This is a genomic window from Pseudomonadota bacterium (assembly GCA_016711215.1).
GTDB lineage: Bacteria > Myxococcota_A > Polyangia.
Genome location: JADJTL010000005.1, coordinates 117177 through 142580, shown reverse-complemented (window position 1 = coordinate 142580; position 25404 = coordinate 117177). Strand labels below are relative to the sequence as shown.

General features: G+C 69.9%; 21 protein-coding genes and 2 pseudogenes. 11 read left to right on the top strand and 12 right to left on the bottom strand.

All coding sequences use genetic code 11. The features are described 5' to 3' along the window. Nucleotides 1-324: 324 nt before the first annotated feature. A complete protein-coding gene (gene xerD / locus IPL40_13725; GenBank protein MBK8482204.1) occupies nucleotides 325-1332 on the bottom strand; it encodes a site-specific tyrosine recombinase XerD in 1008 nt (335 codons plus the stop codon). Between xerD and cysK the strand changes: the two genes are divergently transcribed. The 5 genes from cysK to IPL40_13700 all read left to right on the top strand — a co-directional run bounded on the left by cysK (nucleotide 1313) and on the right by IPL40_13700 (nucleotide 10723). Beyond that, nucleotides 1313-2242: a cysteine synthase A gene (cysK, locus tag IPL40_13720; protein MBK8482203.1), complete on the top strand. Its 930-nt coding sequence runs from the start codon at nucleotides 1313-1315 to the stop codon at nucleotides 2240-2242. The two genes, xerD and cysK, sit on opposite strands and share 20 nt — an antisense overlap. Continuing rightward, nucleotides 2239-3186 carry a serine acetyltransferase gene (locus IPL40_13715; GenBank protein MBK8482202.1) on the top strand — a complete coding sequence of 316 codons (948 nt, stop codon included), beginning with the start codon at nucleotides 2239-2241 and terminating at the stop codon, nucleotides 3184-3186. The genes cysK and IPL40_13715 overlap by 4 nt, the downstream gene beginning before the upstream one ends. 83 nt (nucleotides 3187-3269) lie before the next feature. After that, nucleotides 3270-4949, top strand: a complete 1680-nt coding sequence (locus tag IPL40_13710) for a 2,3-bisphosphoglycerate-independent phosphoglycerate mutase (protein MBK8482201.1) — start codon at nucleotides 3270-3272, stop codon at nucleotides 4947-4949. A 43-nt stretch (nucleotides 4950-4992) separates the two neighbouring features. Further along, on the top strand, nucleotides 4993-6471 hold the full coding sequence (locus IPL40_13705; protein MBK8482200.1) for a PEGA domain-containing protein: 1479 nt from the start codon (nucleotides 4993-4995) through the stop codon (nucleotides 6469-6471). 88 nt (nucleotides 6472-6559) lie between these two features. Then, nucleotides 6560-10723, top strand: a complete 4164-nt coding sequence (locus IPL40_13700) for a hypothetical protein (protein MBK8482199.1) — start codon at nucleotides 6560-6562, stop codon at nucleotides 10721-10723. Between the two features lie 166 nt (nucleotides 10724-10889). On the opposite strand, the gene IPL40_13695 is transcribed toward IPL40_13700, so the two are convergent. After that, nucleotides 10890-11696, bottom strand: a complete 807-nt coding sequence (locus IPL40_13695; GenBank protein MBK8482198.1) for a hypothetical protein — start codon at nucleotides 11694-11696, stop codon at nucleotides 10890-10892. A gap of 78 nt (nucleotides 11697-11774) precedes the next feature. Beyond that, nucleotides 11775-12434, bottom strand: coding sequence for a hypothetical protein (locus tag IPL40_13690; GenBank protein MBK8482197.1), 660 nt, complete (start codon nucleotides 12432-12434; stop codon nucleotides 11775-11777). Nucleotides 12435-12671: 237 nt separating this feature from the next. Here IPL40_13690 and IPL40_13685 point away from each other — a divergent pair, with 237 nt between their 5' ends. The 3 genes from IPL40_13685 (at nucleotide 12672) to gloB (ending at nucleotide 15321) form a co-directional block, all read left to right on the top strand. Next, a complete protein-coding gene (locus IPL40_13685; GenBank protein MBK8482196.1) occupies nucleotides 12672-13604 on the top strand; it encodes a methylated-DNA--[protein]-cysteine S-methyltransferase in 933 nt (310 codons plus the stop codon). Nucleotides 13605-13717: 113 nt separating this feature from the next. Next, on the top strand, nucleotides 13718-14482 hold the full coding sequence (locus IPL40_13680) for an alpha/beta hydrolase (GenBank protein ID MBK8482195.1): 765 nt from the start codon (nucleotides 13718-13720) through the stop codon (nucleotides 14480-14482). A 65-nt stretch (nucleotides 14483-14547) separates the two neighbouring features. Further along, nucleotides 14548-15321, top strand: coding sequence for a hydroxyacylglutathione hydrolase (gene gloB, locus IPL40_13675; protein ID MBK8482194.1), 774 nt, complete (start codon nucleotides 14548-14550; stop codon nucleotides 15319-15321). A gap of 163 nt (nucleotides 15322-15484) precedes the next feature. Here gloB and IPL40_13670 read toward each other — a convergent pair whose 3' ends face one another. The 8 genes from IPL40_13670 to IPL40_13635 all read right to left on the bottom strand — a co-directional run bounded on the left by IPL40_13670 (nucleotide 15485) and on the right by IPL40_13635 (nucleotide 19604). Further along, complete coding sequence (locus IPL40_13670; GenBank protein ID MBK8482193.1) at nucleotides 15485-16213, bottom strand: pirin family protein; 729 nt, start codon at nucleotides 16211-16213, stop codon at nucleotides 15485-15487. An 80-nt stretch (nucleotides 16214-16293) separates the two neighbouring features. Beyond that, nucleotides 16294-16863 (bottom strand): hypothetical protein, encoded by a 570-nt coding sequence (locus IPL40_13665; protein MBK8482192.1) that lies wholly within the window; start codon nucleotides 16861-16863, stop codon nucleotides 16294-16296. Nucleotides 16864-16930: 67 nt separating this feature from the next. Next, entirely contained in the window at nucleotides 16931-17083 is a 153-nt protein-coding gene (locus IPL40_13660) for a lmo0937 family membrane protein (protein ID MBK8482191.1), read from the bottom strand. Nucleotides 17084-17108: 25 nt separating this feature from the next. Further along, nucleotides 17109-17387: a hypothetical protein gene (locus IPL40_13655; GenBank protein ID MBK8482190.1), complete on the bottom strand. Its 279-nt coding sequence runs from the start codon at nucleotides 17385-17387 to the stop codon at nucleotides 17109-17111. Between the two features lie 32 nt (nucleotides 17388-17419). Next, on the bottom strand, nucleotides 17420-17611 hold the full coding sequence (locus IPL40_13650) for a hypothetical protein (protein MBK8482189.1): 192 nt from the start codon (nucleotides 17609-17611) through the stop codon (nucleotides 17420-17422). A gap of 6 nt (nucleotides 17612-17617) precedes the next feature. Continuing rightward, nucleotides 17618-17950, bottom strand: coding sequence for a hypothetical protein (locus IPL40_13645; protein MBK8482188.1), 333 nt, complete (start codon nucleotides 17948-17950; stop codon nucleotides 17618-17620). Between the two features lie 336 nt (nucleotides 17951-18286). Next, the gene (locus IPL40_13640) at nucleotides 18287-19180 is read right to left on the bottom strand and encodes an OmpA family protein (protein MBK8482187.1); all 894 of its coding nucleotides are present in this window, start codon (nucleotides 19178-19180) and stop codon (nucleotides 18287-18289) included. Between the two features lie 55 nt (nucleotides 19181-19235). Next, on the bottom strand, nucleotides 19236-19604 hold the full coding sequence (locus IPL40_13635; protein MBK8482186.1) for a DUF4398 domain-containing protein: 369 nt from the start codon (nucleotides 19602-19604) through the stop codon (nucleotides 19236-19238). 302 nt (nucleotides 19605-19906) lie between these two features. Between IPL40_13635 and IPL40_13630 the strand changes: the two are divergent. The 3 genes and pseudogenes from IPL40_13630 to IPL40_13620 all read left to right on the top strand — a co-directional run bounded on the left by IPL40_13630 (nucleotide 19907) and on the right by IPL40_13620 (nucleotide 23556). Then, a pseudogene (locus IPL40_13630) lies at nucleotides 19907-21596 on the top strand (sigma-54-dependent Fis family transcriptional regulator). A gap of 412 nt (nucleotides 21597-22008) precedes the next feature. After that, nucleotides 22009-22908 carry a hypothetical protein gene (locus IPL40_13625; GenBank protein MBK8482185.1) on the top strand — a complete coding sequence of 300 codons (900 nt, stop codon included), beginning with the start codon at nucleotides 22009-22011 and terminating at the stop codon, nucleotides 22906-22908. Nucleotides 22909-23193: 285 nt separating this feature from the next. After that, nucleotides 23194-23556 carry a hypothetical protein gene (locus tag IPL40_13620; GenBank protein ID MBK8482184.1) on the top strand — a complete coding sequence of 121 codons (363 nt, stop codon included), beginning with the start codon at nucleotides 23194-23196 and terminating at the stop codon, nucleotides 23554-23556. Between the two features lie 714 nt (nucleotides 23557-24270). Here the strand turns inward: IPL40_13620 and IPL40_13615 are convergent. Further along, nucleotides 24271-25397: pseudogene (locus tag IPL40_13615) on the bottom strand (IS3 family transposase). Between the last annotated feature and the right edge of the window lie 7 nt (nucleotides 25398-25404).

Here is a 25404-nt window from a genome sequence, read left to right as displayed (position 1 = left end):
TCTCGCGTCTCAATTCACTCCATCGACAGGTTGATCGAAAGATTTAGTGTCTGCTACCCAGTGAAAAAAACGTGCGCAGACGGCGTTTGTGGGGACCGTGGTCCCCAGCGCCGAGGGCATCACTCCACGCTCGGGGCGTCGGCGCTGCCGGCGATTGCGATTCCGGCCCACCGCCGGAATTCTCGGAACGCTTTGTCAAAACGGACCTTTTGCTGATGCTGGTTGCGGCCACGCGGCGCCGCCCCGTGGCGCCACGAGCAGACGTGCAGCACATCGCGCGCCAAGGCTGGCGAGGGCGGGGGGTGCTAGCGGGTGGCCCTGCGCTCAGGCGCGCGGGTGGTGGCGACGGTAGGTCTCGAAGACCTGGGTGCGGTCAAGGTGGGTGTAGATTTGCGTCGTCGAGATGTCGGCGTGGCCGAGCATGGCCTGCACCGCGCGCAGATCGGCGCCGCGCTCCAAGAGGTGCGTGGCGAAGGAGTGTCGCAGCGTGTGGGGGGACGTGGTCTTGGTGATTCCGGCAGCGCGCGCGTGCTGGCCGAGCAGCTTCCAGAAGGCCTGCCGCGTCAGCGGGCCGCCCTGGCGCGAAAGGAAGAGCGCCTCGCTGCGCCGGCGATCGGCGGCGGGTCGGGCCTCGCTCAGATAGCGGGTGACGAGCGCCAGCGCGCTTTCGCCGATGGGGACCATCCGTTGCTTGCGGCCCTTGCCGGTCGCCAGCAGCACCCCACGCTCCAGGTTGACGTCCGCGACCCGAAGCTGACACAGCTCGCTGACCCGCAGGCCTGTGGCGTAGAGCAGCTCGAGCATCGCGGCGTCGCGCAGCCCGTTGGCTCTTTGTAGCGCGGGCGCGCTGAGCAGGGCCTCGACCTCGGCCAGGGTAAGGACCTCGGGCAGCTTGCGTCCCATGCGGGGCAGCTCGACGGCGGCCGTCGGATCGATGCCGATCAGGCGTTCGCGGCGAAGATGGCGGAAGAGGCCGCGCAGGGTGACGAGCTGGCGCGCCTGGGTGCGCACCGCGCGCTGCGCCTTGGAAAGCCCGATCAGGTACTCGAGCACCGTCCGGCCGTCGATCGCGCTGATCGCCGCGCGCTCGCGGGCCGCGCAAAAGCGCCCGAAGGCGGCGAGGTCGCGGCTGTAGGCGTCGAGGGTGTTGCGCGTCAGGTGGCGCTCGACCTTGAGGTGCTCGAGGTAGAGGTCAGCGGCCTGATCGAGGTGCACCAAGGAGCCGTAGCACGCAGCGCCGAGGCGAGCCAGAGGAGCGCGGTCCGTGGTATACAGCGCCGGCCCGATCAGCACGGGAAGGGGGCGGTGGCCGATGCGCGTCGCGCGGGACATCACGGAGCTCGTCGGCAGGACGCCCCTGGTCCGGCTCAATCGCCTGGCGGCCAACGTGCCGGCGCAGATCCTGCTCAAGCTCGAGACGCTCAATCCCTGCGCCAGCGTCAAGGATCGCATCGGCCTGAGCATGATCGAGCGCGCCGAGGCGCAGGGCGCGATCCACGCCGAGACGATCATCATCGAGCCGACGAGCGGCAACACGGGGGTCGCGCTGGCCTTCGTTTGCGCCGCTCGCGGTTACCGCTGCACGCTGGTGATGCCGGAGACGATGAGCGTCGAGCGCCGCAAGCTGCTGCGTGCCCTCGGTGCCGAGCTGGTGCTGACCCCGGGCGCCGAGGGGATGCTGGGCGCGGTGCGGCGGGCCGAAGAACTCGTCAGCCAGGACGCGCGCTACCTGATGCCGCAGCAGTTCTGCAACCCGGCGAACCCCGAGGTTCATCAGCAGACGACGGCCGAGGAGATCTGGGCCGACACTGACGGCAGCGTCGACGTGCTCGTCTCCGGGGTGGGTACGGGCGGGACCATCGTTGGCATCAGCCGGGCGCTCAAGGCGCGCAAGCCCTCGTTCCGCGCGATCGCCGTCGAGCCGGCGGACTCTCCTGTGCTCAGCGGTGGGAAGCCCGGTCCGCACCGGCTCCAGGGCATCGGCGCCGGGTTCATTCCCGAGGTCTACGATCCGGCGCTCGTCGACGAGGTGGTCGCGGTCGGACACGACGAGGCGGGTGAGATTGCGCGCCGCCTGGCCCGCGAAGAGGGCGTGCTCGCTGGTATCTCCTCGGGTGCCGCCGTCTGGGCGGCGCTGCAGGTCGCGGCGCGCCCCGAGTACCTGGGCCAGACCTTCGTGGTGATCGTGCCGAGCAGCGCCGAGCGCTATCTCAGCACCTGGCTCTTCGAGGATCCGCGATGACGCGCGTCCCGCAGCCAGCGACCAACGGCGGGGTGGCGCTCGACCTGGCCGCGGTGGTCGAGGAGCTCTGCGGCAACGCGAGCCCGATGACGCATCGCTGGCTCGAGGATCGGCAGCTCGATCCGCTGCCCTCGCGCGATGTCGTCGTGCGCATTAGCGAGCTGCTGCGCATCGTGCTCTTCCCGGGCTACTTCGGTTCCTCCGAGCTGCGGGCCGAGACGGTGCGCTACCACGTCGGCCACACGCTCGACGACATCCAGCGCACGCTGGCGGTCCAGATTCAGCGCAGCCTGGCCTTCGCCGAGAGCGACGCGGCGGCGCAGACCAGCGAACACGAGGCGCGGGCGCGGTCGATCACCACCGCCTTCGTTGGCGCCTTGCCGTGCATCCAGGAGCTGTTGGCTACCGATGTGCGGGCGGCCTTCGAGGGTGATCCGGCGGCGCGTTCACCCGACGAGACGATCTTCTGTTATCCGGGCGTGCTGGCGGTGACGCACTATCGCGTGGCCCACGAGCTTCATCGGCTGGGGGTCCCGCTGCTGCCACGGATGATCACCGAGCACGCGCATAGCGTGACCGGCATCGACATCCATCCCGGGGCGACGATCGGCGCCGGCTTCTTCATCGATCACGGCACCGGGGTCGTGATCGGCGAAACGAGCGTGATCGGCAACGGCGTGCGGATTTATCAGGGGGTCACGCTTGGTGCGCGGTCCTTTCCGCTCGACGCGACGGGCAGCCCGGTCAAGGGCATTCCCCGCCATCCGATCATCGAGGACGGCGTGGTCATCTACTCGGGCGCGACCGTGCTCGGTCGCGTGACGATCGGTAGCGGGTCGGTGATCGGCGGCAATGTTTGGCTGACCGTCAGCGTGCCGGCCGGCAGCCGCATCACCTCGGCGCCGCCGCGACAGGATGTCTTCGCCAGCGGCGGCGGGATCTGAGCGCGCCGGGGCGGGCACTGGGCAACGCGCGAGAAGGGCGCAAGGACGATGAAGGGCGCAAGGACGGGGAGGGCGCAATGACGATGAAGGGCAGCGATTCCTGGCAGCTCGCGCGCAACGGCTTCGGAGCGCGGCGCGGGCCGCTGGTCGTGGTCGTGATGGATGGGGTCGGGATCGGCAAGGGCGACGAGGGTGATGCGGTGGCGCGCGCGCGCAAGCCCGTGCTCGAAGGGCTCTGGCGCGACCACCCGACGATTCCGCTGCGGGCGCATGGCGTGGCGGTCGGGCTGCCGACCGAGGACGATATGGGCAACTCCGAGGTCGGCCACAATGCGCTGGGCGCGGGGCGGGTCTTCGATCAGGGCGCCAAGCGGGTGGGCCAGGCGCTGCGCGACGGCAGCCTCTTCGCCGGCGCGGTCTGGCGCGCGCTGACCGCGCAGTGCCGTGAGCGCGGGACGCCGCTGCACCTCATCGGGCTGCTCAGCGACGGCAACGTCCACAGCCACGTCGATCAGCTCCATGCGCTGATCCGGCGCGCGCATGAGGAAGGCGTGGCCAAGCTGCGGGTCCACCCGCTGCTCGACGGACGGGATGTCGGCGGGCAGACCGCGCTGATTTACCTCGACGCGCTGGAGCGGCTGCTCGCGGCGATCAACGCCACGCCCGGGCGCGACTACTGCATCGCCTCGGGTGGCGGCCGGATGCACGTGACGATGGACCGCTACGAGGCCAACTGGCCGGTGGTGGAGCACGGTTGGAAAGCCCATGTGCTCGGCCAGGGGCGGCGCTTCGCCAGCGCGCGCCAGGCGGTCGAGACCTTCCGTGGCGAAGATCCCGGGGCCAACGATCAGTTCCTCGGCGAGTTCGTGATCGAGCGCGATGGACAGCCTGTAGGCACCATAGAGGATGACCACGCGGTCGTGCTCTTCAACTTCCGCGGCGACCGCGCGATCCAGATCACGCGAGCCTTCGAGGACGCTTCGTTCACGCCCTTCGATCGCGTCCGCGTGCCGCGCGTGCTCTACGCTGGGATGATGCAGTACGACGGTGATCTCGGCTTGCCGAAGCGTTATCTGGTCGAACCGCCGACGATCGATCGCACGCTGGGCGAGTATCTCGCGCGCAACGGCATCCGGCAGTTCGCCTGCAGCGAGACGCAGAAGTACGGCCACGTGACCTACTTCTGGAACGGCAACCGCAGCGGCAAGTTCGACGAGGCGCTCGAGACCTATGTGGAGGTGCCCTCGGATCGCGTGCCCTTTGAAGAGCGGCCGTGGATGAGAGCGGCCGAGATCACGGATGCGACGATCGCGGCGCTGGAGGGCGGTGCGACTGGGCTGTTGCGCATCAACTACGCCAATGGCGACATGGTCGGTCACACCGGCAGTCTCAACTCGACGTTACAGGCGGTGGAGGCGGTTGACCTCTGTCTCGGTCGCCTGCTGCGGGCGGTCACGCGGGTCGGGGGTATCGCGCTGGTCACCGCCGATCACGGCAACGCCGATCAGATGTACGAGCTGAAGAAGAGCGGGGCGATCGAGCGCGACGAGGCGCAGCAGCCGCGGATACGCACGGCGCATAGCCTCAATGCCGTGCCCTTCACGATCTTCGATCCGGCGGCGGCGGGCGAGTATCAGCTCGTGCGCGACGCCAACCCGGGCGGCCTGAGCAACGTCGCTGCGACGGCGTTGTGGCTGATGGGCTATCAGGCCCCAGCCGAGTACGATGCGGCCTTGGTGCGACCGACCAGCGGGCGCCAGTAATCCAGCGCCGGGGGGCGCGCAGAGCGCGAGGAGCGCGATGACGGTGGACAAGAGGTTACGAGGGGATCGGCGCTGGTCTCCGCGCGCGGGGCGTGCCGGCGCCAGCAGGGCCGGGGGCGGCTGGCTGGCCCTGGCGCTGATCTGTTCTCTTGCCGACAGCGCGTTCGCGGCAGCGCCCTCGGCGACGGCGGCACCGGCTGTCACCGCGGCCTCCGTCCGGCTGACGCTGGCCCCGAGCGCCGCCGGCGCGCCGGATGCCCGCGTCCTGGTCAACGGCAAGCCGCTCGGGGAGGCGCCGCTCGAGCTGGCGCTGCAGCCCGGGCGCTATCTAATCGAGGTCACCGCCACGGGCTACGTGACCTGGCGCCAATGGGTCGATGCGGTGGCGGGGCAGAACCTGGCGCTGGTCGCGCGGCTGGAGCCGCTGGCGGCGGCCCCGCCTCAGGCCCCGCCTCAGCCCGCACCTCAGCCCGCGCCTCAGCCCGCGCCTCAGCCCGCGCCTCAGCCCGCGCCTCAGCCCGCGCCGCGAACGCCGCCGCGTGGGACGCTGACGGTCCTCAGCACGGTGGTGGGGGCCGAGGTCTTTGTTGACGGCGAGCTGCTCGGCAGGGCGCCGATCGAGAACGCCGAGCTCTTGGCGGGACCGCATGTGGTGGCCGTGCGCGCCGCCGGCTACGAAGAGCTGCTTACGACCGCCGAGGTCCTGCCCGGTGCGGCGGTGCGGGTCGATGCGCCCTTGCAGCCGGAGTTAAGCGCGTCGCCGCGGCCGGCGGCTGCGCAGGGGATGCCGGGGCCAGCCACGCCTAGCACGGCAGGCACCGCGGGTCGCGCGCGGCTGAGCCCGCAGGGCGGCGGGGGTCTGCGGATGATGACGAGCCAGGCCGCGACCCTCGTCAACCCCGCTGCCGTCGCGGGTGACGTCGCGCTCGGCTTTCCGCAGCTGATCACGGCGCGGCTCACCGTCGGTCTCCTCGACCAACGCCCCCTTGGCCGCCCGATCGGCGTCGACGGTGCCGTCGAGTTCCGGAGCTTTGGCGCGATCACCGAGGTCGGTGGGCGGGCGCGCGTGCGGCTGATCGATCGCCGGCCCTGGGCTTTGGCGACCAGCGTCGCCCTCGGCGGCGGCGGTGGGCCGAAGTCACGCAATAGCTTCTTCGTCGATCTGGCGGCTATCGGCAGCGTCTGGCTCGCCGATCGCGTCGCGCTCACAGCCCGCACGACGATCGGCCTCTACACGGACCGCCTCTGTCCGGCCAGCGCCTCGCGCAATGAGGTCGGTGCTTGCAGCGTACCACCCGCAGGCCTCTCGGCGACGGCGGTGCGCGGACGCTTCACGGGCTTGCGCTGGCTCCTCGCCGGGGTGCTCGAGGTGCCGATCAATCCCTGGCTCAACGTTTTCGGGTCGCTCGAGTTCGCGCCCTGGCAGGGCAATCGGCGCGCCTTCAGCGATGCCTTCGTTGCGCTGATGCCGGCCTCCGATCCCGGGGTCTACGGCTGCGTCGGGGTCACGCTCAAGCGCTGAGCACCACGGCGGCGCCGGACGCCACCGGCGCAGGCCAGCGGCGCTTGCCTGACGAAAGCGCGTTCGCCGCGCCACCAAGGAGCTTCCCTTGACGCAGTACCGCCGCGCCCTTTGCACGCTCTTCGCATTGCTGCTGCTGAGCGCCGCGCTGTCGCCAAGCGCTGGCGCCGCGCCCCAGCTCCTCGACCTCCCCGTGCCGCTGCGCCCCTGGGTCTCGTGGGTGTTGCATGGCCACGAGGCCGAGCGCTGTTCCTTCTTGCACGGCAGTGACGAGCGTCGCTGCGATTGGCCCGCGCGACTCGAGCTCGATCTCGACGCCCGGGGTGGCACCTTCGCGCAGGAGGGCGTTCAGCAGAGCGCGGGCGCCGTGCTGCTCCCGGGGGGCGGGCCGCTGCACTGGCCCGTCGCGGTGCAAGTCGACGGGCACGCCGCGGTGGTGGTGGCCCGGGACGACCGGCCGGTGGTCTGGCTGGGGGCCGGCCCCTATCGCCTGAGGGGGCGCCTGCGCTGGCCGCGGCTGCCCGAGAGCGTGATGATTCCGGCAGGCCTCGGGCTGGTGTCGCTGCGCATCGAGGGGCGCGCGGTGGACTTCCCTGAGCGCGCGGCAGACGGCACGCTCGCGGTCCAGCGCCGGGCCGAGGCCGCCGCCGCTGAGAATCGCCTCGACCTGACCGTCACCCGTCGCCTCATCGACGAGCTTCCACTGGAGCTCGAGACGCAGCTCGAGCTGCGCGTCGCCGGCAAGGCGCGCGAGCTGGCACTCGGACCCGTGCTGCCCGCCGGCTTCGTGCCCCTGGCCCTCGACGCCGCGCTCCCGACACGTGTCGAGCCCGACGGCCGGCTGCGCGTCCAGCTCAGGCCGGGCACCTTCACGCTGACGCTGCGCGCGCGGCAGGCCGTGGTGGCGTCGCGCCTGCTGGCTCCGCCGGCGTCCAGCCCCTGGGTCGAGGCGGAGCTCTGGGTCTTCGAGGCCCGCCCCGCGTTGCGGGTCGTGGCCGTGCAGGAGGCGCCGGCGGTCGATCCCGGGCAGACGCGACTGCCGGAGGCGTGGAAGCACCTGCCCGCGTATCGGCTCGTTCCGGGCGCGGCCATCGTGCTTGCCGAGCGTCGCCGCGGCGACAGCGCTCCGGCGGCCGACGCGCTCGCGCTGCGACGGCGCTGGTGGCTGGACTTCGACGGCGGCGGGTTCACCGTCGCGGATGCGATCACTGGTAGCGTGCGGCGGAGTCAGCGCCTCGAGATGGGCGAGGGCACGGAGCTCGGCCACGTAGTCGTGGGCGGAGAGGATCGCCTGGTCACGCGGCGTGGGCCGGCCACCCGAGCGGCCGTCGAGGTGCGGCGCGGTGCGATCGAGCTCGCAGCGGAGAGCCGGACGCGCCGGAACGGCCGCCAGACGCCTGCGGTCGGCTGGGCCCACGACTTCCGCGCGCTGAGCGGAGAGGTCCACCTGCCTCCCGGCTGGACGCTGCTGCACGTCGGGGGCGCCGACGCCGCCGGGCCGACCTGGGTTTCCGCCTGGCGGCTCGACGATGTCTTCTTGCTGCTGGTGCTGCTGCTGGCGATGGCCAAGCTCTTTGGCGCGCGCGTGACCGGGCTGGCGGCGCTGGCGCTGATCGCCACGCTGACCGAGGAGGGCGCTCCGCGCTGGAGCTGGGCCGTCGTGCTGGCCGTCGAGGCCCTCGCTCGGGTCTGGCCGAGCAGCGCTCGGGGACACGCCTTGCTGCAGCTTGCGCGCACCGCGGCGTTGGTCGTCGTCGCGCTCCTCGTCGTCGCCTTCAGCGCGCGGCAACTGCGGCAAGGCGTCTTTCCCTCGCTCGACCCGGCGGCCTGGGGCGAGGGTGCGGCACCCGCAGCGACGAAGCTCGGCGCGCTGTCGGCCGCCGCCGCCCCCGTTCCCTTCGAGGTGGCGGCGGAGGCCACGCGTGAGGATGAGGGTGGCGTTGGCGCTAAACCTGAGCGACGGGAGAGGCTGGCGAAGGTCGCCAAGAACTACCTCAGCAGCAGCGCGCAGGCCGAACAAGCCGACGCGACGCGCCTCATGCCGGCCAACGACCCGAGCGCCATGGTGCAGACAGGGCCTGGCATCCCGCGCTGGGAAGGTCGCCGCGTCAACCTCGGGTGGAACGGGCCGGTGAGCGCCGACGAGAGGCTGTCGCTCTGGCTGGTGCGTCCGTGGCTCAACCGCGTGCTCGCCGGGCTGCGCGTCCTGCTCTTGGCGGCCCTGGTGCTCAGCCTGGGCGCGGCGCGGTGGCGCGGGCTGGGGCGGGGGCGCAGGGGGGCCGGCCGCGGCGGAAGCGCCACCGGGCCCGCGCTGGTTGCCCTCTTCCTCGTCGCCTTGTCCGGTCGCTTGGCGCAAGCCGACGGCGCGCCGCCGCCGCTCGGCGACGAGCCGAGGCTGCATGCCGAGCTGCGCCGACGCCTGCTCGAAGCACCGCCGTGTTTTCCTCAATGCGCGGCCATCGGCGCGCTCGCGCTGCGGGTAAGCGCCGATCGCCTGGCGATGCTGCTCGAGGTCGCCGTCACGGCCGAGACCGCAGTGCCGCTGCCGGGGCATGCGGAGCATTGGCAAGCGCAACAGGTGCGCGTGAACGGCAAGAGCGCAGCCGCGCTCGCGCGCGCTGGTGGCACGATCTGGCTCAGCTTGGTGCCCGGGACGCATCGCGTGGAGCTCGAGGGGGCGCTGCCGCTGGTGGATAGCTTGCAACTGCCCCTGCCGCTCAAGCCGCGGCAGGTCGAGGCCGAGCTCGCGGGCTGGCGGCTCGAGGGCTTGCACGACGACGGGACGATCGACGACCAGCTCCAGCTGACGCGCGAGGCGCCGGCCGCCAGCGGCGGGGCTTCGGTCGGCGCGGGTCAGCCGCACCACCTGCCGCCCTTCGTGCGCGTCGAAAGGACGCTGCGGCTCGGGCTGACCTGGGAGGTCGCGACACGCGTGGTGCGCATGACGCCTCCGGGCAGCGCGATCGTGCTGGCGGTGCCGCTGCTGAGCGGCGAGTCCGTCACCAGCGCGGGGGTTCATGTGCGCGCGGGGAGCGTGCTCGTCAGCATCGAGGCGGCGCAGCAAGAGGTGAGCTGGCGCTCGGCGCTGCCCGAGCGCTCCGCGCTTCAACTCAGGGCGCCCGCCGAGGTGCCCTGGGTCGAGCGCTGGTCGCTCGAGGCGAGTCCGATTTGGCACGTCGAGGCGCACGGGCCGCCACCGCTGCACCAGACCGACGAGGGCGCGCCAGTGCGCGAGTGGGCGCCGCTGCCGGGCGAGGCGCTGCGGCTCGCGATCGATCGGCCCAAGGGGGTGGCGGGCCAGGTGCTGACCGTCGAGCACCTGTTGCGGCAGGTGAGCGTTGGCGATCGTCGCACGGAGACCGTGCTGCGTTTCGCCGTGCGCACGAGCCGTGGTGCCGAGCACGTCCTGACGCTGCCCGAGGGGGCGGAGCTCGAGAAGGTGATGAGCGATGGTCAGGAGCAGCCCCTGCGGCAGGAGGGGCGTCGCGTCGCGCTGGCGCTGCATCCAGGGACGCAGGAACTCGAGCTGCGCTGGTCGGAGCCCGTCGGCTGGCGCACGCGGCTGCGGCTGTCGGCGGTGGCCCTCGGCGCACCGGCCGTCAACGTGAGCACGGAGGTGATCCGTCCCGTGCAGCGCTGGGTGCTCTTTCTTGGCGGCGCCGGAGTCGGGCCGGTCGTGCTCTTCTGGTCCCAGCTCGCGCTCTTTCTCGTGGTGGCCCTGGCCCTGTCGCGGCTGCCCTTCAGCCCGCTCGCGGCGCATCAGTGGCTGCTGCTCGGCGTCGGTCTGACCCAGCTCGGCGTGCTTGGCGGCGCGACGGTCGCTGGCTGGCTGCTCTATCTCGCCTGGCGTGGAGAGCGCGTTAGCGTCGGTCCGCGATGGCTTCACAACAGCTCGCAGCTGGCGATCGCCGGCGGCGCGGTGGTCGTGCTTGGCCTGCTCGTGGCCTCCGTGTATCTGGGTCTGCTTGGCAACCCCGACATGCAGATCAGCGGCAATGGCTCGGGCAACTGGGCGTGGGGCGGGCGCCTGCGTTGGTTCGACGATCGCATCGCTGGCGCGCTCAATCGCCAGTGGATCGTCTCCGTGCCCTTGTGGGTCTATCGCGTCGCGTCACTGGCGTGGGCGCTCTGGCTCGCCACCGCCGTGATCAGCTGGCTGCGTTGGGGCTGGCGTGCCTTCACGCGCGGAGGGATCTGGCAGCGCAAGCCCGCGCTGTCGTCCGCGGCGGTCGCGCAGCCGACCAAAGAATGATACCGAGCTGCGCCTGCTGGGAATAATGCCGCGCTGCGCCTGCTGGAACGCCCGCTGGCGCTCGCAGTGCGCAGAGCCTGGGCGTCGTTGCTGCCCGTCGCGCCGACGGGGCGCGGGGTGCGTCCGGTAGGCGGGGCGAGGCACGCTTCGCTCGCTGCTCGAGCCTTTACGGCTGTGCTCGACGCTCCCAGAAGACCATGGCGCCATGACGCGCGAAGCCCTGCTTGGCGACGATCGGGGCCGAGCCGTCGAGGCGCGCGTAGAGGCCGACGAGGCGCAGTCCAAGCTGTCTTGCGAGCGCCAAGCGGCGCGCCACGATCGCGGTGTAGGCGCCGCGTCCGCGGGCCTCGGGGGCGGTGCCTCCACCCCAGAGGAAGCCGAAGCGCAACGCCGGATAGACGTTGAGGCCGCCTGTCGAGAGCGGCTGACCGCTGGCGCTGTCGTAGGCCACGAAGCGGCTGATGCGCGCCATGGGACCCGTCAAGCACGCCAGGTCGCACTCGAGCTGCGCATCGTTCGCATCGCCCACCTCGTCCCTTTCGGCGGCGCCGAAGGCCCTGCGGCTCACCTCGGCGCTGTCGCGCAGCTGCTGGATCGATCCCACCCTCTCAACCACGAGGCCCTCGTCGAGGGGGCGAGGCGTGTAGCGCTCGGGCGCGATGGAGCAGGCGCCGTGCTCGTGACCTGGCTGGTAGCCCGCGCGCCTGAGTTGCGCCTCGAGCCCTGGGCGCGCTTGGCGCGACGACACGAGGCAGCGCGAGCGCCTCCCCGCGTGGGCCTTCATGACCTCCTCCAGCAGCGCGGGGACGCGGTCGAGCTTCGCGCGCAGCCGCGCCACGGTGTTGAGGTGCGGCAGGTCCCGCGGGGAGCGGATATAGAGCAGCTCCGGGCGGTCCACGACCAGGGCGTCGGAAGGCGCCCAGAAGAAATCCCACTGCGAGCGTTCTAAGAGCGTGTCTGGGGTCAGGGTCATCAGAAGGCTCTGTCAGTAGCGGGCGTTCCGCGTCGCTGCAGCCGAGCGCTCGAGGGCGAGGGGCTCAGAGCTCAGAACTCAGAACTTCTCTTGCACGATCTTGGCCCAGATGCGTTCGGCGTGGGCGCGGAACGCCGCCGCGGCGTGCTCGAAGGCTGGGTCGCGGCGATGGTCGCCGCCGACCTGCTCGTCGGGGGCGACGCGCACGCGGCTGGCGCCGCGCAGCGCATACTTCGCTCCGTCCTCGAGGATGAAGAGCTTGAGCTCCGCCGGGCTGACGTCACCACGGCACGCCAGGCGAAAGGCGAAGGTGAGCTCCCCGAGGCCATCGCCGTCGAGGTCGGTCACTGGCGAGGGGGTGAGGACGTCGGCCGTGAGATCGAGTCCGCAGGGCTGCTCGCGATCCTTCACCCAGCGCACGAGGCGCCAGCGTCCCTGCCGCTGCAGGTAATGCTTGGCATGCAAGTAGACCCAGTGAGGCTTGGCGTTCGCGGTCTCGCTGGAGCGCGGCGGCGAACGCGTAAAGGCCGCGACGTTCAGCCCCCTGCGGTCGCGCCAGCGCAACGAGTCGAGACGTTCGCCCGGGGGCCAGAGAGGTTTTGGCAACGCGCTGTCGTCACGTGGCAGCGCCTCGACCGCGGCTGAGGCGCTGCCCGTTGGCGGCGCTGCGTGGGCTACCGCTGCGGCGAGCGGCAGCGTTAGCGCGCCGATGATGCGCAAGCTGACCGGCTTCCTCATCGCGTTACGTCTCCACGGGGCAGGGGACGGCGCCGAGTCGGTTCAGGCACCCTCCGCTGCGTACCCTACACGCTGCGCTTGCGCGGCGAAACGCCCACGCTCGCGGCCGAGAAGCCCACGCCTACGGCCACAATCGCAGCGCTCGAGCTCATGCCTCAGCGGGCGGGCGGTTTCGGTAGCCGCGTTCGTGGCAGGATTCGGGTCGACCCGGCGCGGCGCCGTGGCTAGATTGCCGTGGTGACGAGCGGCAGCCTCCAGGCCAGGCGGGCGTGCTTCGCCGGTGCGAGTGACTTTGCGCGCATCGAGCGGGCGATCGGCTGGCTCGAGCGGAACGCCCCGCTGCAGCCCTCGCTGGCGGAGGCCGCGCGCGAGGCGGGTCTGAGCCCGAGCCATTTTCAGCGGCTCTTTTCGCGTTGGGTGGGTCTGAGCCCCAAGCGCTTCCTTCAGGGATTGACGCTCGAGCACGCCAAGGTGTGGCTCGAGCGTTCGCTGCCGCTGGTGGAGACCGCGGCCGCCGTGGGGCTCAGCGGCGGCGGTCGGCTGCACGATCTCTTCGTGGTCAGCGAGGCCCTGACGCCGGGGCAATACAAGGCGCGCGGTGAGGGCCTGATGATTCGCTTCGGTGCGGGACCGAGCCCCTTCGGCCTGTGCGTCGTGGCTTGGACCGAGCGTGGCCTCTGTAGCGTGCGCTTTGCCGAGGCGGGGCTGACGCTGGCCGCGGTCGGGGGCGACCTCTTGCGCGAGTATCCGCGCGCACGTGTCGTCGCCGCGGGTGCTCGGGAGGCAGCGGCCCTCTGCGCGCGGATCTTCGTCGCCGGGGCCACAAGCGCCCTGGGTGCCGCGCCGCTGCGGGTGCTGCTGCGGGGCACCCGATTCCAACTGCAGGTGTGGCGGGCGCTGCTGCAGCTTCCCGAGGGCGCGGTCACCTCCTATGGCGCGTTGGCCGCACGGATCGGATGCCCGCGCGCGGTGCGGGCCCTCGCCAGCGCCGTTGGCGCGAACCCGCTTGGCTACCTGATCCCGTGTCATCGTGTGCTCCGCGCCAGCGGGGCGATCGGTGGCTATCGCTGGGGTGTGGCGCGCAAGCGCCTGATGCTCGCGCGGGAGGATCCCGAGCTGCGCGGCGGGGTGGAGCAGGGTGGTCGGAGCGCGCAGGCCGGTGGCGCATGAGTGGGCTCGACGGCCGTGGTGGTCGGGGTCTGGCCGGGCGGCGAGGCGGCTGGAGACGGGCGATCGCTTGGCGGCTCGCCGCGCTGGGCGCCCTGGTGGTGATTGGAGGACTGATGCTCCTGACCTTGCAGCGACGGATCGTCTTCCCGCGCCACCTGACCCATGCGGCGGCCGGCGCGGGCGATGGCGTGGAAGCTCTGGAACGCCTCTGGATCGACACCGAGGAGGGGCGCGTCGAAGCCTGGTTGCTGCCCGGCGAGGGCGTTGGACCGACGCATCCAGGCCCCGCGGTCATCTTCGCCCACGGCAACGCCGAGCTGATCGACGAGTGGCCGCAGATCTTGCAGCCTTATCGGCGCCTCGGCATCAGCGTCCTGCTGCCCGAGTATCGCGGCTATGGGCGCTCGGCCGGCTCGCCCTCGCAGGCGGCTATTGGGGCCGATTTCGCGCGTTTCTACGATCAGCTCGCCGCGCGACCCGAGGTCGATGCGGCCAGGATCGTGCTGCACGGGCGGTCGCTCGGAGGCGGGGTCGTATGCCAGCTCGCCGAGCAGCGCGAGGTGGCCGCGGTGATCTTGATGTCGACCTTCAGCAGCGTGCATGAGCTGGCCAAGCGCTTCTGGGTGCCGAGCTTCCTGCTGCGCGACCCCTTCGACAATCGGGCCGCGATCGCGCGCCTGCAAAGGCCCGTGCTGATCGTCCACGGGCGCCAGGACACACTGATACCCGTCGACCACGCGCGCGTCTTGGCCGCCGCCGCAACGAGGGGCAGGCTCGTGCTCTACGACGGCGACCACAACACCTGTCCACCCGATTGGACGGTCTTCTGGCGCGACCTCGAGCAGTTTCTCCGCGCCAGCACAGTGCTGGTACCGTGACTCGGCCGCGACGCGGCGGACGGTTCGCGCCTGGCGGACGGCGATCGAGGAGGAAGGCGCTCGCTTTGCTGATCGAAACGGTCCCGCTGCTCGCCGACAACTACGGCTACCTGGTGGTCTGCGAGGAGAGCGGCCAGGCCGCGATCGTCGACCCGGCGGAGGCCGATGCGGTGGTTGCGGCGGTGGAGGCGCGCGGCGTCGAGCTGATCGCGATCTGGAACACGCATCACCACCGGGACCACACCGGCGGCAACGAGGCGTTGCTCCGGCGCTGGAAGCTGCGTGTCTACGGCCACCGCTCGGAGAGCGGGCGCATCGCCGGGCTCACCGATCCACTCGAAGACGGCGACGCGATCGCGTTGGGGCGCCTGGCTGCGCGGGTGCTCCACACCCCGGGCCACACCCGCGGGGCCCTCGTGTACAGGGTGGGCGACGCTGCCTTCAGCGGCGACACGCTCTTCGGCGCCGGTTGCGGCCGCCTCTTCGAAGGAGACCCGCAGACGATGTACCGCTCGCTCAATCAGCGCATCGGGCGTGTCCCAGCAGAAACCCGGATCTACTTCGGCCACGAGTACACCGCCAAGAACCTCGCCTTCGCCTGTGCGATCGATCCGGGGAATCAGGCGATCCGAGAGCGCAGGGCAGCGGCAGCGAGGCTGCGAGAGAGGGGCTGCGCCACCGTGCCCTCGACCCTGGCCGAGGAGCTGCAAACCAACCCCTTCCTGCGCTGCGAAGAGGCCGAGATTCGCGCTTCGCTCGCCGACCGCTTTCCGAGCGACGACCTGAGCGACCCCGTCCGCGCCTTCGCCCGGCTGCGGGAGCTGCGCGATACGTTTTGATGTCCCCGGAATCGGTGGCCTGCAGTCGTCCCCATCCGTCAAGCCGCACCTTAGCAGCCCGTTGATCTATCGCTCCCGTCGCGAGGCACAGCACTGCGACCCGACGCGGCGCTCGGATTTCGGCCAAGCATGACGGGCAGCTGGGGGCTCGCTCACCGGAGGGTTAGCCCACCGACGAGCCCTTCGGATCGTCGAGGTCGAGCAGCAGGATCTCGGAGGCCTCACGGGCCGTCAGCGAGACCGCACGCTCGGCGGTCAACCCTGCGCCGTCCCCAGTGCTCAGCACCGCATTGCCGAGCGTGACCTCGCCCACCACGACGTGGAGCCACGCGCTGCGCCCCGGGGCCAGCGCGTGCGCCAGGTGCTGCCCTGGGTTGAGCAGCGACGAGCAGAGCACAGCGTCCTGCTCGAGGCGCAGGGAGCCGCGCCGCGCATCGGGCGACGCGACGATGCAGAGCTCGCCCCGACGCTCCGCCGCGCTGAAGCGCTTCTGCTCTTGGCCGCACGCGCGCCCAGCGCTCCCGGGCCGCAACCAGAGCTGAAGCACCTGGGCGCTGTCGCTGCGTGAGGCATTTGCTTGGCTGTGGCGCAGACCACGGCCTGCGGTCAGGCGCTGAAACTCCCCCGCCCGGATCACGCCCGAGCGGCCCAGCGAGTCTTCGTAGGCCAGGACGCCCTCACGGACGTAGGTGACGAGCTCGCTCTCGTGAGCGACCGGTGGTCGGCGCGGGGTGTCCGCCCCAGGCTGGAGCCGGAGCTCGTTGAGGCATTCGAGTGCGCCGAAGCCGTGCCCCAGCGGGTCGGCCGCGTCCTCGGCAGCAAAGGTCCGCCAGAGCTCCTGCTTGCCGCGGCGCTCGAAGCTGCGTTCGTCCCCCCTGCGCAGCGTAATCATCGGCACGCGCCTCCTCTGGCTGCTGCGGCCCTCGCGGACCATGGCCCGCCGGCGTCATCGTGACGCTCGCACACCTGCTGCTAGGCCAAGCCGCAGCGATCGAGCCACTGCAGCGGCTTGCGCACGCTCACTCTAGCCAGCGCCACGCAGGTATCTGCTGCGCTGTAGTAGCGGTGGAGCGTGTCCTGATCGGCGCCGATCGTGTAGCCGCAGGGGAAGACGACGTTCGCCACCTCTCCCTCGCCTTCGCAGGGTGCTTCGGGGCCGAAAATCCACGAGTCGCCGCGAAGGAGGCAGTGCTCGGGCTTGTCCAGCGCGTAGAGGGCAACACCGAGCCGGTAGAGCGCCCCCGACGCGTTATGACGCACGCCGTGATAGAGCATCAGCCAGCCGCGCGAGGGCTCGATCAGCGGCGGCGACAGGCCGACCTTGTTGGCGTCCCACCACCCGCCCTTGCGCGCTGGAGCCGAGGCCAGAGGAAGAGGAGCCTCGGTTCGGCGCGGCAGCTCGCGTCCGGGCGGTCCGCGCGCAGGCCTTTCGCACAGGCTCGGTGCCGACGACGCGCGCTCGCCCCGCGCATCGTCGGTGCCCGCCCGTCCCGCGGCGTTGTCGGCAGCAGCGCGCCGGCGTCGCTCGTTTTCGAGCTGCATGAGGCGTTCTCCTCGGTGCGCGAACCAGCCCGCGCGAGCCTCTGGCTAGAAACGCGGTGTCTCCCGATCAGCCGGTTGCTCGACGGCCCTGAATGATCCGGAGGAGCACCACGACGATCGCCACGACGAAGAGCAGGTGAATGAAGCCTCCGAGGGTGTAGGAGGTAATCAAGCCAAGCGCCCACAACAGAATGAAGATGATGGCGATGGTCCACAACATGGTTGCACCTCCTCTGTTCTGCTGCTCAGTGCTTCAGCTTCGTGAAGGCGGCCTCGAACTCGGTCCAGGTGCGATCCATGTTGGCCTTGAAAGCGTCCCACTTGTCGGAGCCGACGGTGCGCAGCTCGTCGAGCCTCGCCTGCGCGGCCTGATGCTTCGTCTTCAGCTCGGCCACGGCCTTGCGATAGTCGTCCTTGGCCTCGGTGCCCGCCTTCTGCGACTGGAGCACGAGCCCGTCGAGTCGCGAGCCCCAGTGTTTGAGCTGCGCTTCCATCTTGCCAATATGTGTTTTGGCGGTATCCATTTCAGTCTCCTTTGGGCGCGCCACGTGGAGCGCTACCGACCGAGCCTGATCGTCGAGAAGCCGCTCAAGAGGCCAAAGACGCTGAGCAGCCAGAGAACGACCGCAATCACGACCACGACATTGAGAATCTTCCGAATCTTTCCGTCCATCGGAATGTAGGAATTGGCGAGCCACAGCAACACCCCGACGACGATTAGAGCAATGATGATTTGAAGCAGCGGCATGGCAGGTCACTCCTCATTCTCGGCGTCAAGGGCCGAGTACTGTGGCCTCGCGCTAGGTGGCTTTGAAGCGGGCTCGAGCTTGTCGCTCAGCCACTGACGGGTTTGTTCGAACGAGTCCTGAACCTCGGCGTAGGACCTCCGGACTCCGCGCTTTGCGGTCTCCCAGGTGTTCTCGCTTGCCCTGGCCGCCTGGTCGAGCTGCTCCCTCGCGCGAGCCCAGCGCTGCTGCACGATCGCGAGCTTCGCCTCGGCGTCGGCCTTGGCAGCAGCGCGTGAGCCGTGGACCTGCGCCGAGAGCTGGTCGAGCCCTCGCTGGAGCTCGACCAGCCTCCGACCCATCTCGCCCAGCAGCTCGCGCCTTTGCGCGTAGGCGGGGTCACGCGCCGGAAGCGAAGCAGCAGTCGCGCTTGACCTGGTCGCGCTTGACCTGGTCGCGCTTGACCTGGTCGCGCTCGTCCTGGCCTTGCTCGTGGGAGCGATCGCCGCGGGTCTGCTCGACTTGGGGGCCGTTGCCGTCTGTCCTTCCGTGGCCGCACAGCCGCTCGTCAGTGCGAATCCCAAGAGGAGGAAGGCCAGGCACTGGACCGCGCGCCTCGAGTCGGGGCGCGGTCCAGCACTTGGGCTCTCGGGCCCGGCGTCGCAGTGCTGTGGTGACTTGCTCATGGGAGCCTGCTCCTACTGGATTGACGAGTGTTGCGCCGCGGGGGCGATGATGATTTCGACGCGGCGGTTGTTGGCGCGCCCCTCGGCGCTGGAGTTATCGGCGACAGGGTGCGTTTCGCCGAGACCCTGGGACTGAATCAGGTCGGCCTGGTAGCCCTGCTGCACGAGAGCGTTGCGGACGGCGTCGGCCCGACGCTGCGAGAGGTCGAGGTTGCGGCCTTCGGAGCCCTGTGAGTCGGTGTGGCCCTCGACGGTGATGTTGCGCTCGCGGGTCGTGAGCAGCACAGCAGCCACCTGGTCGACGCGCGACCGAGCTGTGGCCAGCAAGGTGGCCTGATTGGAGGCGAAGAGCACGCTGCCGGAGAGGGTGATGACGAGCCCGCGCGGCTCATCTTTGACGGCCGCCAGTCGGGCGAGAGCCGACAGCGCGTCGGCCGCACGCTGGTCCGCAGCCGCGCGCGCCGTTTGCGAAGCGGCGAGCTGCGCTGCCGTCGTCGCCCCGCTCCGCTGGGAGGCCGCGAGGGCCGAGCGGGTATCGCTCAGGTGCTGCTGGGTCTGTTTGACGATCTTGCCCTGCGTCGCCTGGTAGTCTCGCTTGGCACTGGCCTGCGCCTTCCGTTCGACGGCGATCGAGGCCGTAGCCTCCGCGAACTCCGACTTGCGTTGGGCCACATAGGCCAGGTCACGGGTCTGGTAGGAGTCGGGAGCCTGCTGAAAGGACTGCTCGGCCTGCGCGAGAGCCCGGTTGGCCACATGTAGCTCCGCAGGGGCCACGCGGGCCGCGCGGCCCCTGCTGGCGCGCCGGTAGGCCTTGCGAGCGTTGACGAGCTCGCGGGGGGCGGTGGCTGCGCACGCGCCGAAGAAGAGAGCGCAGGAGGCGAATACGAGAGCGTGATTCATTTTCATGGCGGATTCCTTCCGTTGAACTGACTGCAAAGCGATCGCGTTCGCCCTGTGAGGGCTACTCACTGTCGGCGCGGAGTCGGCGCACCCGCTCGATGGCGGAGCGGGCCTCCGCTTGTTCGTTGCTCTCGCGGGAGAGGGCCACAGCGAGCTGCGCGTCGGCCTCGGCGCGGGTCAGCATTGATGCCGCCTTGGCCTTTTCGCCCTCGGCAGCCAGGCCCTTGGCGTGCTCCAGCTCTTCTTTGGCGAGCTGAAGGTGAAGCGCCGCGCGAGGCACCCGAGGCGCTCCGACCTCTTCCGCGGCACGAATCCCCGAGGTGGAAGCCTCGGTGTGCAGCGGGGGAGCGCTAGCGCACCCTGCGGTCGCGGCCGCGGCGCCGATGGCCACGGCGAACACCAGTATGCCGGTCTTGGAGATGTGTCTCATGAAGAACTCCTGCTCTGCGGGCCGACCCTAAGGTCGGTCCTGTCTAAGTGCCCCGGCGTCGGACCGCCAACCCCACTAGGGCGGGCGGCAGGGCGGGCTAGTAGGGCTGGCTCCGCGCGCCTGACGCGAGAACTCCGGTCGTGGAGTTCCCTACATTGCGACACCCGCGGTAAAGCAGCTTGCGGGCCAAGGAGAAGAGCCTCATCAGCACGGCGACTTAGAGCGATCGCTAGTCCTATGGGGTGATCCAATCAGTCAAGATGACGTACGGTGTCAGTCAATTCGAACGAACGGTTCCCAGAATGCGCGTTGAAGATCTCGACCACGAAGAGCTCCTCGAGCTGGACCCTGAGGGCGGCCTGATTCGCTTCGCTGGGCAGCGCGCGCTGCTGGTGGATGCCGTGGCGATCGGGCTGCTGCGCAAGTACCTCGTGGAGAACTTCGGCCTGACGGCCGCGCGCGCCGTGCTCACCCAGTTCGGCTTTGCCCACGGCTGGCGGATGGCGGAGGCGATGAAGGCCGAGTTCAAGTGGGAGAGCGATGACGACTGGGGCCGGGCGGGAACACGAATTCACGCCCTCGAGGGGCTCTTCCGCGTTGAGGCGGGCGGCGTCGGTCCGCTCTCCAAACAGGGCTTGATGATCGTCGCCTCCTACGAGGCCGAGCAGCATCTGCTGCACTTCGGTCGGGCCGACGAGCCGATGTGCTGGACTATCTGCGGGCTCACCAGTGGTTATCTCAGCCGGATCGCGGGCAGAGAAATCCTACGTGCTCGAGGATCGCTGCATCGGCAAGGGCGACGCAGCGTGCCACCTCCTCGGCCGTACCCGGGAGGAGTGGGGTGACGAGCGCGCCGAAGAGCTGCGCTTCTTCGTGTCCAAGCGCCTCACGGAGTGCCTGGAGGTTTCGCTCCAGCGGGTGATCGAATCGCTGAAGGTCGCCGAGTTCAAGCTGCGCACGCACCGGCGTGCGTTGGTGCGCGTCGCCCCCGACGTGGCGGAGCCGCTGGGTATCGTCGCCAAGAGCCCGTCGATGGTCCAGCTGCTGGACCTGGCCCGTCGCGTGGCCAAGGTCGACTCCACCGTGCTGATCACCGGCGAGAGCGGCGCGGGCAAGGAACGAATCGCGCGGCTCGTCCACGAGGAGTCCACGCGCGCGACCGGCCCCTTCATTGCGTTCAACTGCGGCGCCGTCACGGAGTCCCTGTTCGAGACGGAGCTCTTCGGCCACGCAAGGGGTGCGTTCACCGGTGCGACGCAGGACAGACCGGGGCTCTTCGAGGCGGCCAACAGCGGCACGCTGCTGCTGGACGAGGTTGGTGAGGTGTCGCCGAGCATGCAGGTCAAGCTGCTACGAGCGCTGCAGGAGCGCGAGGTCCGCCGCGTCGGCGAGAACAGGAACCGCCGCGTCGACGTGCGCGTGCTGGCGGCAACCAATCGCGACCTCGCCCATGGGGTCGCTGGCGGCTCCTTCCGCCAAGACCTTTATTACCGGTTGAAGGTCGTCGAGCTGCGCGTGCCGGCGCTGCGCGAGCGTAGGGATGACATCCTGCCGCTGGCGCGAGTGCTGCTCGCCGACGCGGCAATTGGCATGAGGCGCAAGATCGCGGGCTTGGCGCCTAGCGCCGCAGATCAGCTCTTGCGCCATCAATGGCCGGGCAACGTGCGCGAGCTCTCGAACGCGATGGAGCGCGCGGTGGCGCTCGCCCGCGGGAACCGCGTCGAGCTCGAGGACCTGCCCGAGGAGGTGCGCCAGGCGGTTCCCAGGCCGATGGTCACAGACGGCCTGGTGCGGCCGCTCGAGGAGATCGAGAAGGAGTACATCCTCGCGGCGCTCGAGCTCAACGGCGGCAACCAGACCCGTACCTCCGAGCAGCTGCGGATCGGCTCGGCGACGCTCTACCGCAAGCTAAAGGGCTACGGCGTGCTGGGCGCGCGGCGGGCGGCACGCAAGGGTGTGCGGCCGGCCCCAGAGCCGTCGGCGGTCTCCTGAGCTGCGCGCGTGCTGCCGCTCCCGCGTGCTGCGCGCGTGCTGCCGCTCCCGCGCGTGCTGCCGCTCCGCGCGTGCTGCGGCTCCCGGGTTCGTGCTGCCGCTCCCGCGTGCTGCCGCTCCCGGGTTCGTTCGCGCGCGGGCGTGCTGCCTCTCCCGCGGGCGTGCTGACTCTCCCCGTGCTGCCCGTGCTGCCTCTCCCGGATTCGTTCGCGCGCGAATCCGGCACCGCTGCCGCACCGCTGCCGCACCGCTGCCGGGTTCGCCTATTCCGTCCCGGCCGTAGCCGCAGCAGTGCCGGTGTACCGGCGGGGCCGGTCCGACGTTCGGACGGAAGGCGCAGCGCTTTGGGCTAACCGTTCAGGATCACGCAACGGGGTGATGGGCACGTGGTCTGCAGACGTCCCGGGGCCGGATGAGCCTGCCGCGGCCTGTGATCGCTGGAGAGACGGTGATGGTGACGCGCCGCTGCGCGCAGCGGCAGTTTCTGCTGCGGCCGTCGGGCGCGGTCAACGGCATCATCGGCTACTGCCTGGCGGTGGCGGCCGAACGCTATGGCGTGCGGGTGCACGCCTTCTGCGTGCTCTCCAATCACCTGCATCTCGTGGTCACCGACGTCCGCGGAACGCGGCCGGAGTTCTTCCGCTGGCTCTTCGAATTCACGGCGAAGTGCCTCAACGCGCACTGGGGACGCTGGGAGAACCTCTGGGCGAGCGAGCCCCCGTCGGTGGTGCGCCTGGTCGATGGCGAAGCCCAGCTCGCCAAGGTCGTCTACACGCTGACCAACCCGGTGGCAGCGGGCCTGGTGACAGAGCACCATTACTGGCCGGGGCTGATCAGCCGGCCGGCGCGGATCGGGCGCGCCGAGTCTTTCAAGCGGCCGAAGCGCTTCTTCCGTGAGCGGGGGCCGCTGCCAGCAGAGGCCAGTTTGACGGTAGCTCCGCTGCCCGCGTACGTGGACCTGGACGCGGATGAGTACGTTGCGCTGCTGACCGACGCGGTCACTGCGCGCGAGCTGGCGCTTGCAGACCAACGCCGCCTGGAGGGCAGGGGCGTGCTTGGCCGCCGCGCCGTGCTGCGGCAGTCGGCGTTCGATACGCCGAGCCGGCCCGAACCACGCCGTAAAACGAGTCCTCGGGTGGCCGGTGGGAACAAGTGGGCGCGCATCGAAGCGCTGCAACGCCTGCGCGATTTCGTCGCGGGCTACCGCGATGCTTGGCTGCGCTGGCGCGCGGGCGACCGGGGCGCAACCTTTCCCTTCGGCACCTACGCGCTGCGGCTGTACGCCGGCGCCTGTTGCGCCCAGGCACCCTGAGGCCAGGTCCGCGCGGCCCGCGCGCTCCCCGCTGCCCTCGTGCCTCGCGCCTCGCCACGCTGAGAGGGGCTGGCTGCGTTCAGGCGCGCAAATACGCCCCCTCACGCCCCTGAAACCAGCGTCAGTCGGCGCCGTCGTGGTCAATCGCGTCCCGCGTCTGGCCCCTGTCACGCGCACCTTCGCGCGTCGCACCTACGAGGGTCCTTGCTTTTCTTCACACGCGGCCCCTTCCCGGCTAGGCTCGGTCTGCTCAACGACGACAACGACGGTTCGCGAGGAGGAAACATGGACAAAGTCGGACGCGGACGCGCGATCTTGGGGGGCATCGTCGCCATCGGTCTCGTGATCGGCATTTTCACGCTGTCGGTGCGCCCTGTTGATCCTAGCCCGCATTCAGCCCTCCGCTTGGAAACGGCGAGGGCACTGGCCCAGAGCGTGGATCCCCCGGTCACGCTCATCAAGCCCACCTGCACGAGTCAGATGGACCCTGGCGGTGTTCTCATCGCGGCGTGTGTCGCGGATGTGGACAACAACGGCGATCAGGAGGTTGTCGTGATCCAGAAGCAGGGCAGCAGTGGGACTGTCGTTCAGGTCGTGGAGGACAACGGCGCTGTGCGTGCGAATGTCCGGCTCCCGACACCGCCATGATGCGCTTTCTGCGTTACTCGATCGTGATCACCGCCGCCGCGACTCTCTTGAGTTGCTCTCACGACGGGTCGAGCGAGCGCCGCGATGGGGGCGATCGGGTTGGTGACGCTCGCGCCGCGACGATCCGCGCTCGAGTACGCCTCGCTGCGCTGGTCTGGTCGCTGGACGAGCTCAGCGATCCATGAAGGGATCGCCTAGACGATGCCGCGGCCACCGTGTCGGGCGGGCCAGGCACCGTGTCGAGGCCGTCGGCGCCGACCTCGTTTGCGTCGCCGTGGACGCGGCCGCCATCAGGGACCACGGACGCATCATCGCATTCAGGGACGGGGACGGGCCGGGCGCTGAGCCATGTGTAGGAACTCCAAAGCCGATCTACGCGGCTGGGGGGAGTATGGCGGGGTGGCATTACCCCCGGTTCAGTTGACACCCTACAGGGGGCGAATCGGCCTCGATGGAGTGTCAGATGAAACGACGAAACTTCAGCGCCTCGTTCAAAGAGGATAGGCCTCCCCCGATTCAGTTGACAGGTTAGATAGAAGGTTGAAGGCCCTCGGGCATCGAGTTCGGACCGCGGTGGATGGAGAGGATGCTATCTCCGGCATAGGGGACGACGCGCCCCTCGCGCAGTGAGTTGGTGTTGTGCAGCAGGCGGTCGGCCTCGGCAAGCAGGTCCTTGACGCCGGTGGGGCGTCGACCGTTACGCGCAAAGAAGGCCTCGCAGTCCAGCGGTGAGAGATTGCCGTTGAAACTGTGACGTCGACGGGGGTTGTAGTAGGTCTCGATGAATACGAACGCGTCGCTACGACCCTGGCGGCGCGAGGGGAAGGTGTCGCCGAGCTCGTTCTTGCAGGCCGCAAAAAACGATTCGGAGACCGCGTTATCGTAGCAGTTGCCGAGGCCGCTCATGCTCGGCCTCATGCCGTGGGCCCGCAACAGCTGCTCAGTGTCGTTAGCCGCGTACTGACTGCCACGATCCGAGTGAAAGACGAGCCCCGAGGCAGGGCGCCTGACCGCGATCGCCATCCGTACCGCCTCGAGCACCAAGTGCCGTGTGATGTCGTTGCGCAGCGCCCATCCGACGACGGCGCGAGCAAACAAGTCCAGTACCACGGCAAGGTACAGCCAACCCTCTGGCGTCGCCAGCTGGGTGATGTCGGAGGCCCAGACAACATTGGGCCGTGGCGCGTGGAACTGCCGATTCAGCAGGTTTGGCGCAACCGGGATGTCGTGACTGCTGTCGGTGGTGGAGGTGAATATTCGCCGGTGCTTGCCCACGAGGCCAGCTTGCCGCATCAGGCGAGCGACGCGCTTTTCGCTGACCGGCTCCCGTGCTGCACGCAGGTCATCGAAGATACGCGGGCTGCCGTAGCACTTGCCACTGGCCTCGTAGAACGCGCGAATCCTCTCGAGCAGCTCGGCATCGCGCTGACGCCGTGCGCTGGGCTCGCGATGGTGCCAGGCGTAATAGCCACCCCGGGTCACCTGCATCACTCGGCACAACACCGGCAGCGGATAGCGGCGCTTCTCCGCATCAATGAACGCGAATCTCATTGATTTTCCTTGGCGAAGAAGCTCACCGCTTTTTTTAGAATATCGCGCTCCATCCGTAGCGTGGCGTTCTCGCGCTTGAGCTCGCGTATCTCGGATTTCTCGGCCATGGTCAGCCCTGCCTTGCTTCCCTGCTCGACGTCGCTAGCCTCTATCCAGCGGCGCAGAGCCGACTCGCTGAGTCCCAGCTCCTTGGCTGCCTTGCCGGCGCTACGGCCCCCCTCCCTCACCAGCTTCACGGCCTCCTCTCTGAACGAGGCGCTGAAGTTTCGTCGTTTCATCTGACACTCCATCGGGGCC